This is a genomic window from Streptomyces sp. ICBB 8177, assembly GCF_003144095.1.
In the GTDB taxonomy this organism is placed as follows: domain Bacteria; phylum Actinomycetota; class Actinomycetes; order Streptomycetales; family Streptomycetaceae; genus Streptantibioticus_D.
Genome location: NZ_NSKH01000018.1, coordinates 2,537,202 through 2,554,551, shown reverse-complemented (window position 1 = coordinate 2,554,551; position 17,350 = coordinate 2,537,202). Strand labels below are relative to the sequence as shown.

General features: G+C 72.0%; 14 protein-coding genes and 3 tRNA genes. 9 read left to right on the top strand and 8 right to left on the bottom strand.

All coding sequences use genetic code 11. The features are described 5' to 3' along the window. Positions 1 to 7 precede the first annotated feature (7 nt). Entirely contained in the window at positions 8 to 727 is a 720-nt protein-coding gene (gene ndgR / locus CK485_RS19965) for an IclR family transcriptional regulator NdgR (protein WP_109452445.1), read from the top strand. Between the two features lie 32 nt (positions 728 to 759). Here the strand turns inward: ndgR and CK485_RS19960 are convergent, their stop codons facing one another. Continuing rightward, positions 760 to 1,245, bottom strand: a complete 486-nt coding sequence (locus CK485_RS19960; RefSeq protein WP_109452443.1) for a DUF4188 domain-containing protein — start codon at positions 1,243 to 1,245, stop codon at positions 760 to 762. A gap of 120 nt (positions 1,246 to 1,365) precedes the next feature. On the opposite strand from CK485_RS19960, the gene CK485_RS19955 reads away from it, so the two are divergent. Then, on the top strand, positions 1,366 to 2,007 hold the full coding sequence (locus CK485_RS19955; RefSeq protein WP_109452441.1) for a MerR family transcriptional regulator: 642 nt from the start codon (positions 1,366 to 1,368) through the stop codon (positions 2,005 to 2,007). An 84-nt stretch (positions 2,008 to 2,091) separates the two neighbouring features. Here CK485_RS19955 and CK485_RS19950 read toward each other — a convergent pair. The 4 genes from CK485_RS19950 to CK485_RS19935 form a co-directional block, all read right to left on the bottom strand. Beyond that, a tRNA-Glu gene (locus tag CK485_RS19950) sits at positions 2,092 to 2,164 on the bottom strand. A 63-nt stretch (positions 2,165 to 2,227) separates the two neighbouring features. Next, positions 2,228 to 2,300, bottom strand: a tRNA-Glu gene (locus CK485_RS19945). Between the two features lie 22 nt (positions 2,301 to 2,322). Further along, positions 2,323 to 2,394 (bottom strand) — tRNA-Gln (locus CK485_RS19940). A gap of 324 nt (positions 2,395 to 2,718) precedes the next feature. Further along, positions 2,719 to 3,114, bottom strand: coding sequence for an ATP-binding protein (locus tag CK485_RS19935; RefSeq protein WP_109452439.1), 396 nt, complete (start codon positions 3,112 to 3,114; stop codon positions 2,719 to 2,721). A gap of 187 nt (positions 3,115 to 3,301) precedes the next feature. On the opposite strand from CK485_RS19935, the gene CK485_RS19930 reads away from it, so the two are divergent. Beyond that, entirely contained in the window at positions 3,302 to 3,763 is a 462-nt protein-coding gene (locus CK485_RS19930; protein WP_109452437.1) for a helix-turn-helix transcriptional regulator, read from the top strand. A 48-nt stretch (positions 3,764 to 3,811) separates the two neighbouring features. Then, positions 3,812 to 4,534, top strand: a complete 723-nt coding sequence (locus CK485_RS19925) for an alpha/beta hydrolase (RefSeq protein ID WP_109452435.1) — start codon at positions 3,812 to 3,814, stop codon at positions 4,532 to 4,534. Positions 4,535 to 5,036: 502 nt separating this feature from the next. On the opposite strand, the gene gltX is transcribed toward CK485_RS19925, so the two are convergent. The 3 genes from gltX to CK485_RS19910 form a co-directional block, all read right to left on the bottom strand. Beyond that, on the bottom strand, positions 5,037 to 6,524 hold the full coding sequence (gltX, locus tag CK485_RS19920; RefSeq protein ID WP_109452433.1) for a glutamate--tRNA ligase: 1,488 nt from the start codon (positions 6,522 to 6,524) through the stop codon (positions 5,037 to 5,039). Continuing rightward, a complete protein-coding gene (locus CK485_RS19915) occupies positions 6,517 to 7,308 on the bottom strand; it encodes a fumarylacetoacetate hydrolase family protein (protein WP_109452431.1) in 792 nt (263 codons plus the stop codon). The genes gltX and CK485_RS19915 overlap by 8 nt, the downstream gene beginning before the upstream one ends. A gap of 108 nt (positions 7,309 to 7,416) precedes the next feature. After that, positions 7,417 to 7,611 carry a hypothetical protein gene (locus CK485_RS19910; RefSeq protein ID WP_109452429.1) on the bottom strand — a complete coding sequence of 65 codons (195 nt, stop codon included), beginning with the start codon at positions 7,609 to 7,611 and terminating at the stop codon, positions 7,417 to 7,419. A gap of 565 nt (positions 7,612 to 8,176) precedes the next feature. On the opposite strand from CK485_RS19910, the gene CK485_RS19905 reads away from it, so the two are divergent. From CK485_RS19905 to CK485_RS19885, 5 genes are all read left to right on the top strand, one after another. Further along, entirely contained in the window at positions 8,177 to 12,268 is a 4,092-nt protein-coding gene (locus tag CK485_RS19905) for a nitrate- and nitrite sensing domain-containing protein (RefSeq protein WP_109452427.1), read from the top strand. A 9-nt stretch (positions 12,269 to 12,277) separates the two neighbouring features. Next, on the top strand, positions 12,278 to 12,694 hold the full coding sequence (locus CK485_RS19900; RefSeq protein WP_199239448.1) for a roadblock/LC7 domain-containing protein: 417 nt from the start codon (positions 12,278 to 12,280) through the stop codon (positions 12,692 to 12,694). Positions 12,695 to 12,810: 116 nt separating this feature from the next. Next, positions 12,811 to 13,218 carry a DUF742 domain-containing protein gene (locus tag CK485_RS19895; RefSeq protein ID WP_109452423.1) on the top strand — a complete coding sequence of 136 codons (408 nt, stop codon included), beginning with the start codon at positions 12,811 to 12,813 and terminating at the stop codon, positions 13,216 to 13,218. Between the two features lie 91 nt (positions 13,219 to 13,309). Further along, positions 13,310 to 13,837, top strand: coding sequence for an ATP/GTP-binding protein (locus CK485_RS19890; RefSeq protein ID WP_109453299.1), 528 nt, complete (start codon positions 13,310 to 13,312; stop codon positions 13,835 to 13,837). Positions 13,838 to 14,203: 366 nt separating this feature from the next. Beyond that, positions 14,204 to 17,350: nitrate- and nitrite sensing domain-containing protein (locus tag CK485_RS19885; RefSeq protein ID WP_241968414.1), on the top strand; the 3,147-nt coding region annotated here is incomplete at its 3' end.

Below are 17,350 nucleotides of genomic sequence, written 5' to 3'. Positions count from 1 at the left end.
TCGTTGCATGGACAACTCTAGCGGCGTCGGCGTTCTCGACAAGGCGGCCGCGGTGCTGAGCGCACTGGAGGCCGGTCCGGCCACCCTGGCCGGGCTGGTCGCCTCCACCGGTCTCGCCCGCCCGACCGCCCACCGGCTCGCCGTCGCACTCGAACACCACCGCATGGTGGCCCGCGACATGCAGGGCCGATTCATCCTCGGGCCGCGGCTGGCGGAACTGTCGGCCGCCGCGGGCGAGGACCGGCTGCTCGCGACCGCGGGCCCCGTGCTCACCCACCTACGCGACGTGACCGGCGAGAGCGCGCAGCTGTATCGCCGCCAGGGCGACATGCGCATCTGCGTGGCCGCGGCGGAACGGCTGTCCGGACTGCGGGACACCGTGCCGGTCGGCTCCACGCTGCCGATGAAGGCGGGCTCGGCGGCGCAGGTGCTGATGGCCTGGGAGGAGCCGGAGCGGCTGCACCGGGGGCTTCAGGGCGCGCGCTTCACCGCGACCGCGCTGTCCGGCGTGCGGCGGCGCGGCTGGGCGCAGTCCATCGGCGAGCGCGAGCCGGGCGTGGCCTCGGTCTCCGCGCCGGTGCGCGGGCCCTCCAACCGCGTGGTCGCCGCGGTCTCGGTCTCCGGCCCGATCGAGCGCCTGACCCGGCACCCTGGCCGGATGCACGCGCAGGCGGTGATAGACGCGGCGACGCGGCTGACGGAGGCCCTGCGGCGCAACGGAGGCTGAGCGCGGCCTTCAGCCCGGCGCCGCCGCCGCGTTCAGCGGTGCCCTTCCAGGCGGGCCCGGGCGCTGACGCCCTCCCGCAGCGGACGGACCCCGGTGGCCGCGCCGAGGCCGTACGCAGGCATGTCGCCGTAGATCGACTCGTAGTTGCCGGCGGGCACCACGTAGGTCTCGTGCCAGATGCCCACGTGCAGTGCCTTCTTGCGCTCGTAGCGGTTGACCATGGTCCACGCCGGGCGGTGCAGGCCGGTGAGGTCGGAGGCGTAGCGCAGCAGCTGCTCCTTGGTCCGCCAGTACTGCACGACGTAGTACGTGCGCGGCGAACCGGTGAGCAGCTGGTATCCCAGCAGTCCGCTGTCCGGCCTGCGCCGCAGCTCCCGCAGCATGCGCGGCATGGCGACGAGGACCCGCAGCCAGTGGTGCGGGGCCCACAAGTGGTTGATCCGCATGCCGATCAGGAAGACGACGAGGTCGCCCTCGGCGGCGGCGGTGGTGCGGCCGGGTATCGGCGTTCGCGGCATGGGTGGCCCCCGTTCGACGCGCGGACGCCATGGGGCGGCGCCCGCTGCCCAGTGATTGGATAGTGGCACTCCCCAAGTGAGGGCACAAGGCCCGGAGACCCTGAGGAAGGGCGCGAGAGCGTGCGGCTGGCGGAACTGAGCGAGCGCAGTGGGGTGCCCACCGCGACGATCAAGTACTACCTGCGGGAGGGCCTGCTGCCGCCCGGCGAGCGGGTCAGCGCCACGCAGGCCGAGTACGGCGAGGCGCACCTGCGGCGGCTGCGGCTGGTGCGGGCTCTGATCCAGGTCGGCAGGGTGCCGGTGGCCGCGGCACGGGAGGTGCTGGCGGCCGTGGACGACGACAGCCTCGGGCAGACGATCCGGCTGGGCGCCGCGCTGTGGGCGCTGCCGCAGGGCGTGCGGCCCGAGCCGGACGATCCGGACGCGGTGGCCGCCGCACGCGAGGTGGACCGGCTGCTGGCGGAGCTGGGGTGGTCGACGTCACGCGAGATCGGCGACCTGTCCCCCGCCTACCGCACGCTGGTCGCCGCGCTGGCCACGCTGACCCGGCTCGGGTACCCCTGCGACGCCGCGCACCTGGCACCGTACGCGGAGCAGATGGCCCGCACCGCGGCGCTGGACCTGGACATGCTGGACGAGTACCCGACCCCGGTGGAGAAGGTCGAGGCGGCCGTGGCGGCGGCGGTGCTCTACGAACCCGTACTGCTGAGCCTGCGGCGGCTGGCACAGGAGGAGGAGTCCGCGCGGCGGTACGGCCTGTGAGACGGGTCACGGCGGCGGAACCTGGACCCGCCCCCTGGAACGCGAAGAAGCCCCTCGCCGAGGCGAAGGGCTTACGCGATCAAGTACCCCCGACCGGATTCGAACCGGCGCTACTGCCTTGAGAGGGCAGCGTGCTAGGCCGCTACACAACGGGGGCCCTTGGCGATCCGTGACCCATCGCCTCCAGGAGCGACCCGGATGGTGACGGTGTCAGGATCAGTACCCCCGACCGGATTCGAACCGGCGCTACTGCCTTGAGAGGGCAGCGTGCTAGGCCGCTACACAACGGGGGCTTGATCGATATCTTTCGACCTGCTGGGCTACCAGGACTCGAACCTAGACTAACTGAACCAGAATCAGTCGTGCTGCCAATTACACCATAGCCCACCGGAACTCAACCCCCTGAGGGGCTTTCGCTCGGCTTGCGCCTCCCGGTCCCGGCCCTTTCGGCCCGCCCGGGCGGCGCAGAAAGAACATTACCGGATGCGGGCCGTGGCACCAAAACCGAATCCCCCGCCCCCAGGTCCGGCACGGCCGGTGACGTGGCCGTCACGCGAAGGGGGGCGCGCGGGAGCGCGGCCGGCGCCGAGGGTGGTCGCCGCCGCGCGCGATCCGGTCGGGCGCGAAGCCGAGTTCGGGTCAGGAAGCCACCTACTGGTCACTAGGAGGTGGCGGGGTTAGTCACTGGGAAGTGGCGGGACTCCCGAGTCGTCATGCGTCCACCTCGGCCCAGACCGTCTTGCCGGGAGCGTCGGCGCGCGGGAGGACGGCCCGGCGCGCGGCGAGCGACGCGACCGGCCAGAGGCCGCGACCGGACTCGGCGTCCGGCGCGGCGGCGGACGCGTGCTCCGGCGGCAGGCGATCGCCCCGGGCGTCGGATACCTCCACGCGCAGGATGACCGGACCGGGCCCGCACAGCCCGAGGACAAGACGGAACTCCCGCCTCCGCACGTGCCCGTGGCGGACGGCGTTGGCGGTCAGTTCCGCGGCGATCAGCGTCACGGAGTCGGACGCCTCCGTGCCGCGGGGACACCCCCAGGCCTCCAGACGCCGGGTGACCAGCCGCCGGGCGAGCCGCGGACCCCGGTCGGTCGCGGTGAACGACATCGCGAACTCCCGTGCCCAGGTGGGCTGGTCGGGACGGCCTGGACGGGATCACGATGGAGGGATTCGCTGCACATGGTGTCGAGAGTGGCCAGCCGTCGCTACGGTGACCAGTGACGACCCCGGTACAGAGCGTTTCCGCGGGGGTCGGGGTACGGGCTCGTCGGGGTGGCGTTCGAGGAGGCGACCGATGCCCCAGACCCCTGGACAGGGCGGGCGGAACGAGGATCCCGCCGACGAGTTGGTGCGGTCGTTCGGCCGCCGGTTCAAGATCTTCCGCGAGCGGGCAGGACTGACGCAGGCGGAACTGGGTGAGCAACCGGGCTACGGCGAGGCGCAGATCGCGTCCATCGAGCAGGACAGACGCATCGCCCGCCCGCAGACGATCGACCGGGCGGACGAACTGCTGGGAGCGGGCGGGGTGTTGACCGACCGCAAGAACGCGATTCCCGCGCGGGGCGGCGGCGAACGGGCCGAGGCAGCCCGCAACCCCTTCGCCTCGACCGCGACACGTGGGCCGGCGGAAAACCCGTTGGCCGAGCGCCGTGCCGCTGCTACCTTGCCGGAGGCCGTGCGCAAGAACGAGGAGGTGGTACCCGTGAACGCAGTATCGACATGGGTGCTCCCCTCTGGGGCCACGGTCGGGCGATAGGTCGTCCGGGAGCGCCGTTCGGAGCACTCCCGAAGGACACACACGACCATGCGATTCATCTCAGAACAGCCCCTGGACGAGGGCGTTCTGGAACGCGAGTTCACCCTCGGCGAGATCCCCGGCGTCCTGTGGACGCCCGGATCCGCTTCGGCCCCGTTGATCCTCATGGGTCACAACGGCGGCCTGCACAAGCAGGAAGCCCGCCTGGTGGCCCGGGCCCGGCACTACGCGGCGGCGTACGGCTTCGCGGTGGCCGCGATCGACGCTCCCGGGCACGGCGACCGGCCGCGTTCCGCCGCCGACGAGCAATCCCGTGCCGATCTCCGCCGGGCGATGCGGGCCGGCGAGCCGGTTGACGACATCGTGGACGGCTTCGTCCTCCCGTTGGTCGAGAAGGCCGTCCCGGAATGGCGGCTCACTCTGGACGCCCTCCTCGCGCTGCCCGGGATCGGCGGCTCGGTCGGGTACTCGGGCATGACCGCCATCGGCATCCGGCTGGCGGCGGTCGAACCGCGCGTGACGGCCGCCGCCTTCTTCGCCGGAGGCTTCGTGCCCGGCGCCCTGCGCGAGGAAGCCCGGCAGGTCGGTGTCCCGCTGCTGTTCCTGATGCAGTGGGACGACGAGGGGAACGACCGGGGGCGGGCCCTGGACCTGTTCGACGCCTTCGGCAGCAGGGAGAAGACGCTGCACGCCAATCTGGGCGGCCACACCGGCACCCCGTGGTTCGAGGTGGACGACGGGGCCCGTTTCTTGACCCGGCATCTGAGCTAGCTACGAGTCGGCCACCGCCGACCGCGCCCCTCCGGAATCGCTTGTCTCACCCTTGTCTGCGGCAACAAGTTCGGTTGACGAAACCCTTGCCGGGGACAAGGGGGTGACAAAGGAGTCCGGAGAGCTGTGCCCGGCCGACGGCCGTCGGCCGTCAGAGCCGATACGGGACACGAAACCCTCAGCGCGTCCACTGCGACAGCGGTTCCGTCTCCAGGGTGATACCGACCGGCTCCGGCAGTTCGATCCGCTTGCCGAACGGCACCGTCTTCGCCGACTCGTAACGCACACCGTCCGCTGCCCACGGAGCAACTCCAGCCGGACGCCCAGGTCGTCAATCGCTGCGGCGACCTGCTCGAACTCCTCGACCAGCATCTGCGGTCGGTCATCCGCAACGGCCATGGCCAAGGCCTCCTCCCCCACAGCCTGGTGCGCTATCCCTGACGCGTGAGGCGGCGGGCGGGGCCCGAGGGCTCCGCCCGCCGCCTTCTGCCTACGCGTCGCGTCAGGCCGTCAGCTTGGACAACGCCGCGTCGATACGTGCCAGCGTGCGGTCGCGGCCGAGGACCTCCAGGGACTCGAAGAGGGGGAGGCCGACCGTGCGGCCGGTGACGGCGACCCGGACCGGGGCCTGGGCCTTGCCGAGCTTCAGGCCGTGCTCCTCACCCGCCGCCAGGACCGCCGACTTCAGCGCCTCCGCGTTCCACTCCGCGTCGGCGAGCTTGGCGCGGGCCGTGCGCAGCAGCGCGTCGGAGCCCTCCTTCATCGCCTTCGCCCAGGACGCCTCGTCGTCCACCGGCTCGTCGAGGAAGAGGAAGTCGACGTTGGCGGTGATGTCGGACAGCACCGTCAGCCGGGTCTGCGCGTGCGGGGCGATCGCCTCGAACTTCGCCCGGTCGAACGCCTCGGGGCGCCACGGCGCGAACGGGGCGCGCAGCCACGGCTCGCACGCCTCGATGAACGCGGAGACGTCCAGCAGACGCAGGTGCTCGGCGTTGATGTGCTCGCACTTCTTCAGGTCGAAGCGCGCCGGGTTGGGGTTGACGTCGTCGATGTCGAAGGCCGCGACCATCTCGTCGAGGGTGAAGATGTCGCGGTCGGCGGCGAGCGACCAGCCCAGCAGGGACAGGTAGTTGAGCAGGCCCTGCGGAAGGAAGCCGCGCTCGCGGTAGAGGTTGAGCGAGGCCTGCGGGTCGCGCTTGGACAGCTTCTTGTTGCCCTCACCCATGACGTAGGGGAGATGCCCGAAGTGGGGGGTCGTGCCGTTGCCGACGCCGATCTGCGCCAGGGCCGCGTACAGCGCGATCTGCCTCGGCGTCGAGGAGAGCAGGTCCTCGCCGCGCAGGACGTGGGTGATCTCCATCAGCGCGTCGTCCACCGGGTTGACCAGGGTGTAGAGCGGCGCGCCGTTGGCCCGCACGATGCCGTAGTCCGGCACGTTCTCCGGGGTGAAGGTCAGCTCGCCGCGCACCAGGTCGGTGAACGTGATCGGGTGGTCGGGCATCCGGAAGCGCACGATGGGCTCGCGGCCCTCGCGGCGGTACGCCTCGATCTGCTCCGCGCTCAGCTCGCGGCAGTGGCCGTCGTAGCCGGAGGGGCGGCCGGCCGCGCGGGCGGCCTCGCGGCGCTCGTCGAGTTCGGCGGTCGTGCAGAAGCACTCGTAGGCGTGGCCGGCTTCCTGGAGCCTGCGGGCCACGTCCTTGTAGAGGTCCATCCGCTGGGACTGCCGGTACGGGGCGTGCGGTCCCCCGATCTCCGGGCCCTCGTCCCAGTCCAGACCCAGCCAGCGCAGCGAGTCCAGCAGCTGCTGGTACGACTCCTCCGAGTCGCGGGCGGCGTCGGTGTCCTCGATGCGGAAGACCAGGGTGCCCTTGTGGTGCCGGGCGAACGCCCAGTTGAACAGGGCGGTGCGGACCAGGCCCACGTGCGGGTTGCCGGTCGGGGAGGGACAGAAACGGACGCGTACGTCGGACGCGGTTGGTGCGCTAGCCACGCTTGATCACCTTGTTGGTGAGAGTGCCGATGCCTTCGATGGAGACGGCGACCTCGTCGCCGGGGTCGAGCGGGCCGACCCCGGCCGGGGTGCCGGTGAGGATGACGTCGCCGGGCAGCAGGGTCATGGCCTCGGTGACGTTGACGATCAGGTCGGCGATGCCGTGGATCATCTGGCCGGTCCGGCCTGCCTGCCGCAGCTCGCCGTTGACCTCGCAGGTGATCGCCAGGTCGCCGGCGGCCGCGAGGTCGATGCCGGTCTCCACCCAGGGGCCGAGGGGGCAGGCGCCGTCGAACCCCTTGGCGCGGGCCCACTGCTTCTCGGCGCGCTGGACGTCGCGCGCGGTGAGGTCGTTGGCGCAGGTGTAGCCGAGGATCACCTCGTGGGCCCGCTCGCGCGGCACCTCGCGGCACATCCGGCCGATGACCACCGCGAGTTCCGCCTCGTGGTGCAGCTCCCGGGTGAACGAGGGGTACGGGATCGCGTCGCCGGGGCCGACGACCGAGGTCGAGGGCTTGAAGAAGGCGAACGGCGCGTCGGGGACCTCGTGGCCGAGTTCGGCGGCGTGCTCCGCGTAGTTGCGGCCGATCGCCACGACCTTGCTGGGCAGCACCGGCGGCAGCAGCCGCACCTTGTCCAGCGGGACCTTGGTGCCGGAGCGTTCGAACTCGGCGAACGGGATGCCCTTGATGATGTCGAGGACGAGACCGTCGGGACCGGTCCCTTCGCCCTCGACCACGCCGAAGGCGACATTGCCGTCGATGGAGAACCTGGCGATGCGCACGGGAAGCTGCTGCCCCTCACTGCGGTGGCTGGAGACTGACGCTCCAGGCTATCGCGCAGGTGGGCCCGGCCCCGGACGTCTCGGTCGGGGGGCCGGGCCCGGGGTGCCTCAGGCGGCGGGCAGCTTGTCCAGGACGGTGCGGCGCGGGTTGGCGGTCTGCTTGGGCAGTTCCACCGGGCGCTCGGTGCGCTCGCCGTCCGCCACGGCCGCCGCGGCCTGCGGACGCTCGTCGGCGTCCTTCAGGTGCGCGAGGGTGGTCCGGCGGGGGTTGGCTATGGGACGCGTCAGCAGGGTCGTCTTCATCGTGTGCCGGCCTCGTGTGGTGTTGTCAGCTTTGGCTTCCGCAGTCGCCGACTCGGCTTCTGCAAAGGATCAGGCTAGGCGGCGGCATCGGGCGGTTTCCGTGACGCAGACAACGATCACCCTGTGATATTGCTCACGAACACCCCCAGATTCGCGACAAATTCCCCCTGCCAACCTCCGTACGAGAATGGGACATTGGGGACCCACTGCCGCGTTTCGCCGCCGAACGCCGCGACCGGGACAGCCGGAGCCCGCACCGGGCTCGCCTGGATAAGTCCGATATCGGCGCCCTCCTCCTCGACATGCGGTGATTCGGCAACAGCACTGCGTAACCCTTGTCACAGGCTGGTCTACGGACCTTGTTGGACTTCCGCGCCTGTGCTGGAATTCCACGGACCGCCGCGACTGAAGACCGGCACGCAGGGGGCGCGCAGACGCGTCGAGCGGCGGTGCTCGGGCATCCGCCGGTCGACCGTTACCCCCCGGGGGACCGCGCGAGCCCCCACAGACTCGACACCGTCCGCCGCCCGCGCGGGGGACGCCTGGTCCAGAGGTTGCGACGCTAGTGCAGGGACGTTTCAAGAGGGATGGCGGCGCCGCGGGAGACCCGGAGCCGCGCGGCGGAGCCGACCGTGGCCCCGAGCCGCGGAACCCCGCCGACGACGCGGGGCACTCCGCCCCGGCCGGTCAGCAGGCCGCCAGGGCCGGTGCGCCCGCGGACGGCGGTCCCGCCGCGCCACGCGCCGCCAAGCCGTCCGGCCCGGCCGACGCCAAGGGCGGCAAGTCCGGCAAGGGTGCCAAGAGCCTCAAGGACCCGTCCGCCAAGGGCGCAGCCATCGGCGACGTCGAACCACCCGTCACCGGCAAGGAACAGGGCAAGCACGCCTCGTCCCGGCTGGCGATGCGCAACTGGAGCATCCGCACCCGTCTGGTCTCGCTGCTGGCGCTGCCCGTCGTCGCGGCCACCACGCTGGGCGCGCTGCGTATCCAGAGCTCGCTGGAGAACGTCAGCCAGCTGGACCACATGAAGCTGCTGACCGAGATGACCGGCAGCGCGACCAAGCTCGCCGACGCCCTCCAGGACGAACGCGACGCCTCCGCGGGCCCGATCACCTCCGGCCACGTCACGGACGACTCGGTGGTCGCCTCCCGCGAGGAGACCGACCGAGAGGTCACGGCCTTCCAGAAGGCCACCGACAACATCAACAGCAACGACCCGTCGCTGGTCGGCGTCCGCAGCACCGTCATCGACATCACGCGTCAGCTGCAGACCCTCAAGCAGATCCGTGACAACGCGTACAACCACACGCAGTACATCTCGCAGACGGTCTCCGGCTACGACCAGCTGATCACCTCGCTGCTGTCGCTCTCCCAGGACATGGCGCAGGCGACCAGCAACTCGGACATGATCCGCAGCACCCGCGCGCTCGCGGCCTTCACCTCCGCCAAGGAGTACGAGTCCATACAGCGCGCGGTGATCAGCGCCGCGCTCGCCAACCCCTCGGGACCCCAGCTGTCCACCTCCGACCGGCTCTACGCGCAGAGCGCCTCGGACAGCGAGGACTCGGAGATCAAGCGGTTCATCGAGACGTACGGCAACGGCTCGGCGGACCTGATGAAGGCCCTCGACGGCGGCAACACCGTCATCACCCAGGCCGACCAGTACCGTGAACGCGTCCTGCAGACCCCGGACGGCATCACCCAGCAGCCCAAGTCCTACCTCGACTGGTACGACGAGGACGACACCAAGATGCAGGAGATGTCCCGCATCGAGGCCGAACTCCTCGACCAGATGTCGCAGCAGGCGCTGACCCTGCGCACCTCGGCGCAGCAGGAGGCCCTGCTGTCCGGTGCGCTGATCCTGCTGGTCCTCGGTGTGTCGCTGGTCGGCGCGTTCGTGGTGGCCCGCTCGATGATCCGCTCGCTGCGGCGTCTTCAGGACACCGCGCAGGAGGTCTCGCAGAAGCGCCTGCCGGACCTGGTCAAGCAGCTGTCGGAGTCCGACCCGCAGGACGTCGACACCTCGGTCGAGGAAATCGGCATCAACACCCGCGACGAGATCGGCCGGGTGGCCCGCGCGTTCGACGACGTGCACCGCGAGGCGGTCCGCCTCGCCGCCGAGCAGGCGCTGCTGCGAGGGAACGTCAACGCGATGTTCACCAACCTCTCGCGCCGCAGCCAGGGCCTGATCCAGCGTCAGCTGTCGCTCATCTCCGAGCTGGAGTCCCGCGAGGCCGACCCCGACCAGCTGTCCAACCTCTTCAAGCTCGACCACCTCGCGACCCGCATGCGCCGCAACGGTGAGAACCTGCTCGTCCTCGCGGGCGAGGAACCGGGCCGCCGCTGGACCCGCCCGGTCCCGCTGGTCGACGTGCTGCGCGCCGCGGCCTCCGAGGTGGAGCAGTACGAACGCATCGAGCTGACCGCGGTCCCGCCGACCGAGGTCGCAGGACGCGTCGTCAACGACCTCGTCCACCTGCTCGCCGAGCTGCTGGAGAACGCCACCTCGTTCTCCTCGCCGCAGACGAAGGTGCGGGTCACCGGTCACGCGCTGCCCGACGGCCGCGTGCTGGTCGAGATCCACGACACCGGCATCGGCCTGTCGCCGGAGGACCTGTCCGACATCAACGAGCGGCTGGCCAACCCGCCGACGGTGGACGTCTCCGTCTCCCGCCGCATGGGCCTGTTCGTGGTCGGCCGCCTGTCCCTGCGGCACGGCATCCGCATCCAGCTGCGCCCGTCGGACTCCGGCGGCACCACCGCGCTGGTCATGCTGCCGGTCGACCTCACGCAGGGCGGCGCCAAGTCCGCGCCCGGCCAGCAGGGTCAGGGACAGGCGCAGGCCAAGCGCGCCCCGGCCGCCGGCGGTTCCGGCAGCGGGGTGGGCCAGCCCATCGGCCGCGCCGCGCAGCGCGGCCAGGTGCCCGGCGGCGCCCAGCGTCCGGCGCTCACCGGCAACCACGACTCCGGCCCGGGCAACGGGCCGGGCGCCCCGGGTGCTCCCGCCGCGGGCGGCGGCACCAACGCCTTCGGCGCCCCGGTCCCCGGTCCGCAGCAGCAGCGCGGTGCGGGCCTGCCCACCCGGCAGGGCCCGAACACCGCGCCGCGCGCGCCGCAGCCGGCGGCGAGCGAGCGTCCCGCGCCGAGCTGGGCACAGGCGGACGACCGGGCGGGCGCGGACGTCCCGCGCGGCCACGACGACGTCCTCGGCATGGACGCCCCCGAGGGCTACGAGCGCCCCGACTACCACGGCACCGGACGCGACAACGCGACGACCGCGGAGTTCCACGCGCCCCGGCAGCCCCAGCAGCCGCGGCAGGACGCGCCGCGCCAGGACGGCGGATTCGACGGCTTCGGCGGCGGCGTCTTCGGCCCCGGCTCCACCGGCGAGTTCCCGCTCCCCCAAGGCCCGAACGCCCCGCAGACCCCGAACGCGCCGCAGGGCGCCGGCCCGGCCTCGGCGGGCTTCGTCGGGGACGCGCCGACCGGTGAGTTCCGCGCGCCGCAGCACGCGGGCTCCGGCTCCGACGTCTTCGGCCCCCGCGGCCGCCAGACGCCGCCGCGCCGCGGGCCCCAGCAGCCCCCGGCCCGCAACAACCCGCAGGCGCCGGGCAACCAGAACCCGCAGGGTCCCCGGGGCCCGCGTACCGGCGGCCCGCAGCAGGGCCTGCCGCCGCGGCGCCCGCGCGAGGAGCGCCGTCCCGCCCCGGCCTACGACGACGCCTCGTCCACGGCCCAGTTCCCGGCGATCGGCTCGCTCGGCGACCAGGACGCGGCCTCGACCGCGCAGTTCCCGGCGATCGGCGCGGGCGAGACGGCGCAGGGCCGCCCGCCTCGGGACCGGCAGCCGCAGCAGCAGCCCCCGCAGGGCCCCCGACCGCCGCAGGTGCCGCAGCCGCAGCAGGCTCCGGGGCGCCCAGCGGGCCGGCGGCCCGAGCCCCAACTGCCGCCCGCCGCCGAGCCGATGGCGCTGCCGCCCGCCACCTCCCCGGGTGACGGCCGCTCGCCGATCTTCGAGTCGCTGGAGTCGGACTGGTTCCGTCAGCAGGCCGAGCGCACCGCGCCGACCGGCTACGCGGACGGCCCGGCCGGCAACGACGCGCAGGCCTTCGGCGGCCCGCAGGCCCCGGCCCGCCGTGAGCAGCGGCAGCCCGCCGCGCAGCCCCCGCTGCCGCAGCGCTCCCCGCAGCAGTCCGCTCCGCCGCAGCCCGGGACGCCCCATACGGGGTCGACGCGGCCCGGACCGGCGCAGTCCGGCCCGCCGCAGCGGCCGGAGCCCCCGCGCGGCCCGGCGCGTTCGGCCGGTGACCAGGACCCGCAGGCGTCCGCCCCGCAGCGCGGCCCCGGCGACACCGGCGACACCGGCGAGTGGCGCGTCTCCCCCAACGACGAGCGGTGGCGCCGCGCCGAGCAGGTCCGTGAACCGGCCGCGGGCGGCGTGACCCCGTCAGGTCTGCCGCGCCGGGTGCCGCGGGCGAACCTCGTCCCCGGCACGGCCCAGCAGAGCGAGCACACCGGTCCCCAGGTCTCGCGCGCCCCCGACGACGTGCGCGGCCGGCTGACCAACCTCCGCCGCGGTATCCAGCAGGGCCGGAGCGCCGGCGCCCAGCAGACGGACGGCCGCGGTTTCGGCACCACTCACCAGCAGGAGCGTTAGTTGAGTCCGATGAGCCAGGCGGCACAGAATCTGAACTGGTTGATCACCAACTTCGTGGACAACACCCCGGGTGTGTCCCATACGGTGGTCGTCTCCGCCGATGGCCTCCTGCTGGCCATGTCGGACGGTTTCCCCCGTGACCGCGCGGACCAACTGGCCGCCGTCGCCTCGGGGTTGACCTCGCTGACGGCGGGAGCCTCCCGTATCTTCGAGGGCGGCAACGTCAACCAGACCGTCGTGGAGATGGAACGCGGCTTCATGTTCATCATGTCCGTCTCCGACGGCTCCTCCCTCGCCGTACTCGCCCACCCCGAGTGCGACATCGGCCTCGTCGGCTACGAAATGGCCCTCCTCGTCGACCGCGCGGGAACCGTCCTGACCCCCGACCTTCGCGCCGAGCTTCAGGGCACCCTGCTCGGCGGCTGACCCCGCCGGGCACGTACCGCACGGACGCCCTCCGTGCGGTACGCCAGTTTCATCGCACCTCCCCCCACGCAACGACCGGACCCGTTACATCCGCATCTGCTCGGAGGGCCTGACCCATGACTCCGCCATCCGCCTCACCCGGCCCGTACGGTGCCGCCCACCACGCGCCGTACGGAGGCGAAGGCGACCAGCCGCTGGTGCGGCCGTACGCCATGACCGGTGGTCGCACCAGACCCAGATATCAACTCGCCATCGAGGCCCTGGTCAGTACCACGGCGGATCCGTCGAGCTACGGTGCCCTGCTCCCGGAGCACCAGCGGATCTGCCACCTGTGCCGGGAGATCAAGTCGGTGGCGGAGATCTCCGCGCTGCTGGCCATTCCGCTGGGCGTGGCCCGGATCCTGGTGGCCGACCTCGCCGAAGCGGGCATGGTCGCCATCCACCAGCCGGGCAACGGTGAGGCCGGCGGGCAGCCGGACGTGACTTTGCTGGAGAGGGTGCTCAGTGGACTTCGGAAGCTCTAGGCCGCAGGCGGCAGCCGACCCGTACACGGGCTTCGCGCCGCAGGGGCAGGCCTACGGGCAGGAGCCCGCCCGCTCGACCACCTCCGCGAAGATCGTGGTGGCGGGCGGCTTCGGCGTGGGCAAGACCACGTTCGTCGGTGCCGTCTCCGAGATCAACCCGCTGCGCACCGAGGCCGTGATGACCTCGGCGTCGGCCGGGATCGACGACCTGAGCAAGGTCGCCGACAAGACGACCACCACGGTGGCGATGGACTTCGGCCGCATCACGCTGGACGAGGACCTGATCCTCTACCTGTTCGGCACCCCCGGACAGGACCGCTTCTGGTTCATGTGGGACGACCTGGTACGCGGCGCCATCGGCGCCGTCGTCCTCGTCGACACCCGCCGCCTCGCCGACTGCTTCCCCGCCGTCGACTACTTCGAGAACTCCGGCCTCCCCTTCGTCATCGCCCTCAACGGCTTCGACGGCCACCAGCCCTACACCCCCGACGAGGTACGCGAAGCGCTCCAGATCGGACCCGAGACCCCGATCATGACCACCGACGCCAGGAACCGCGGCGAAGCGAAGTCCACGCTGATCTCGCTGGTGGAGCACGCGCTGCTGGCGCGACTGAAGTGAGTCGTCCGATCGTGCCAAGTAGGCGCTTGATCTTGTGAGTTGTCAGCGGACCGGCTGTGTCGTTAGACACGGCCGGTCCGCTGCTTCATAACGTTTCGGCAGGCAATCGCGGCGGGGTGGCCACCGCTCGCACACGATCAGTTCCGTTCGGCTCAGATCGCGCCCTTGTTTTGCCGCCGGATTCCACTTATGACCGTTTTATGCGGGCCGTCTCGGTCAATCGGCGAATTCGGCCAGGGGTTTGGTGCCCACCGCCGTGACGTGCTGGAATTCGGTGAACCAGGGAGTAGACACGGCACGTCGGTGTGTCGGCGCCGAGAGGTTGTTGGTCGAGTGAGAAATACGACGCGGACACGGCCCGATCCCGTGCGACCGGCCCGGGGGAACTTCACCCCGCCCGGCCGTGACACCGGGAGCCCGGCCGACACCAGCGCGCCCCCGGAGCCGTCCGGCAGCCGCTTCTCGCCCAACAACTGGCGGGTGCGCACCCGGCTGAACGCGATCCTGCTGATCCCGGTCCTGGTGGCCCTGGTGGTCGGCGGCTTCAACGTCGACAACTCGATCAACCGCTGGCGGCAGGCCGACGACGCGGTCCGCACCGCCAACCTCGTCCGCGCCGCCGCCACATACAGTCACGCTCTTCTTGACGAGCGGGACCAGAGCGTGGTTCCCCTTCTGGCCGGACAAACCAACTCCCCGGTCGTCAAGCAGGTCCGCGCGGCGACCGACCAGGCCGCCGCCGCCTTCGACGCGGCGGTCAAGCAGATGCCGCAGACCGACAGCCTCAAGCGCCGTCTGGCGCTGTTCCGGCAGGGCGAGGGCGCGCTCCCCCAGGTCCGCAAGAACGCCTACACGGCCAAGCTCACCGGTACGCAGACCGAAGAGGCGTACGTCAACATCCAGCACACGCTGATGGAGTTCGACAACGAGCTGGGCTACGGCAGCAACAACGTCGCCGCCTACGGCCGCACCCTCTACGCGGTGTCGCTGGCGATGGCGGCCGAGTCGCTGACCCGTTCCATCGGCACCCACATCCTGGTGCAGGGCCACGTGCCGTCGTCCGTGCTCAGGCAGCAGGAGACCGCGCTGTCGTCGTACTCGTTCCTGGAGGGCGTGGCGCTCGCCGAGTACCAGAACGGCGGCACCCCGCAGGACATGGACCGCCTCAAGGCCGCGCTGGCCACGGCGACCACCCAGGGCAAGGAGCAGCTGGACGCCGCCAAGGCCAAGGCGCTGGCGGCCGGGCAGCAGTTCGTCACCCCGCCGTCGCGCGACACGATGACCCAGGACATCGCCTCCGGCGCCTCCGCCGAGGCGCTGAAGGCCAAGGGCATCACGCCGGACAGCTACATGGCCTCCACCACGCTGGCGTTCGACGCCTACCGGTCGGTGGAGTCGGCGCTGACCGACCAGGCGGCCTCCGACGCGGCCGGCATCGCCTCCGGCGCCAAGCGCGACGCGATCCTCGACTCGGCCGCGGTCCTGCTCGGAGTGCTGCTGGCCTTCGTGGTGGCCGCGCTGATGGCCCGCTCGATGAGCCGCAGCATGCGCAAGCTGCGCACCTCCGCCTTCGACGTCGCCGAGCAGCGGCTTCCGGCGCTGGTCGACCAGTTGTCCCGGAACGACCCGGGACGGGTCGACACCCGGGTGACCCCGATCCCGATCACCTCGGGCGACGAGATCGGCGAGGTCGCCCGCGCGTTCGACCAGGTGCACCGCGAGGCGGTGCGGCTCGCGGCCGAGCAGGCGCTGCTGCGCGGCAACGTCAACGCGATCTTCACCAACCTCAGCCTGCGCAACCAGGGCCTCATCCAGCGCCAGCTGGGCCTGATCACGGACCTGGAGAACAACGAGGCGGACCCGGACCAGCTGGAGAACCTCTTCCAGCTCGACCACCTGGCCACCCGCATGCGCCGCAACGGCGAGAACCTGCTGGTCCTCGCCGGTGAGGAGCCGGGCCGCCGCTGGAACCAGCCGGTTCCGCTGGTGGACGTGCTGCGCGCGGCGGCCTCCGAGGTGGAGGACTACGAGCGCATCGAGATATCGGGGGTGCCGGAGACCGACATCCACGGCGCGGCCGTCACCGACCTGGTGCACCTGCTGGCCGAGCTGCTGGAGAACGCGACCTCGTTCTCCTCCCCGCAGACCCGGGTGAAGGTCACCGCGACCCGGCTGCCGGACGGCCGGATCATGGTGGAGATCCACGACAAGGGCATCGGCCTGACCCCCGAGGACTTCGCGGACATCAACCACAAGCTGGCCGACCCGCCGACCGTGGACGCCTCGGTCTCCCAGCGCATGGGCCTGTTCGTGGTCGGCCGCCTCGCCGACCGGCACGGCATCCGGGTGCAGCTGCGCCCCTCCGGTGAGCAGGCGGGCACCACCTCCCTGGTGATGCTGCCCGAGCCGATCACCCACGGCGGTGGCGGCGACGAGCCGGAGACGCGCGACTTCACCGTCTCGCGGATCGTGCCCGAGCACGCGGGGCCGGACGCCCCCGAAGTCCGCGGTGGCGGGCTGACCGCGGCCGAACTCGGCTTCGACGACCGGCGCTACGAGGTCCCCGACGACGCCGGCTCCCTGGACCCGGTGGGCCGCTCGCTGATGCGCGAGGAGCGCAGGGCCGCCCTGGAGGCCGCCGCAGGCGAGCGCCGGGTGGACACCAGCGCCCTGTTCCGCGACGAGGCGCCCGCGGCCGACGGGACCAGCGGTGAGCACGAGCAGCCGTACCCCGGCTACGACGAGGAGTACCGGGAGCCGTACGAGCAGGGCTACGAGCAGCCCTACGACACCGGCTACCCGGCCGCCTACCCCGGCTACGAGGAGCGGGCGGGGGAAACCTCGCACCAGGACGACGGCGCCTTCGGCATCCCGCACCAGACGGCGTACGAGACAACCGGCGAACACCCCGTCACAGGTGCCCCACAAGCGGAGTATCCGGCCGATCGGCCGGAAACCGACGCCTTCGCGCCCCGGCACGGCTGGGAGCAGGGGTACTCCATGGATGGCTGGGAGGCTCCCCCGGCCCCTGCCGCAGTCGATCCGGAACCGCCCCGGGAGGCCCCGGAACGCGTAGGCTACGACGCGCCGGACGCCGCGGTGGGCGGCTCGCCCGCGGTGACCGACGCCGGACTGCCGCGCCGCGACGCCCAGTGGCGGCAGCAGCCCGAGCCGGACGTGCCGGACGAGGAGCGCGCGCAGGAACAGGGAGGGGCCCAGGACGCCGACGAGTGGCGTTCCGCGAACGACGACAACTGGGAGCGGGCCGAGCGCGCCCGCGATCCCAAGGCGGGCGGAGTCACCCCATCAGGACTGCCGCGCCGGGTACCGCGGGCGAACCTCGTCCCCGGAGCCGCACAGCAGACCCCGCAGGACGGCCCCCAGGTCTCCCGCGCCCCGGAGGACGTCCGCGGCAGGTTGAGCAACCTGCGGCGGGGCATCCAACAAGGACGCAGCGCGGGTGCAGAAACGACCTCCTTCCCAACTGACAGCCAGGGCCCCGGCCCCAACCAC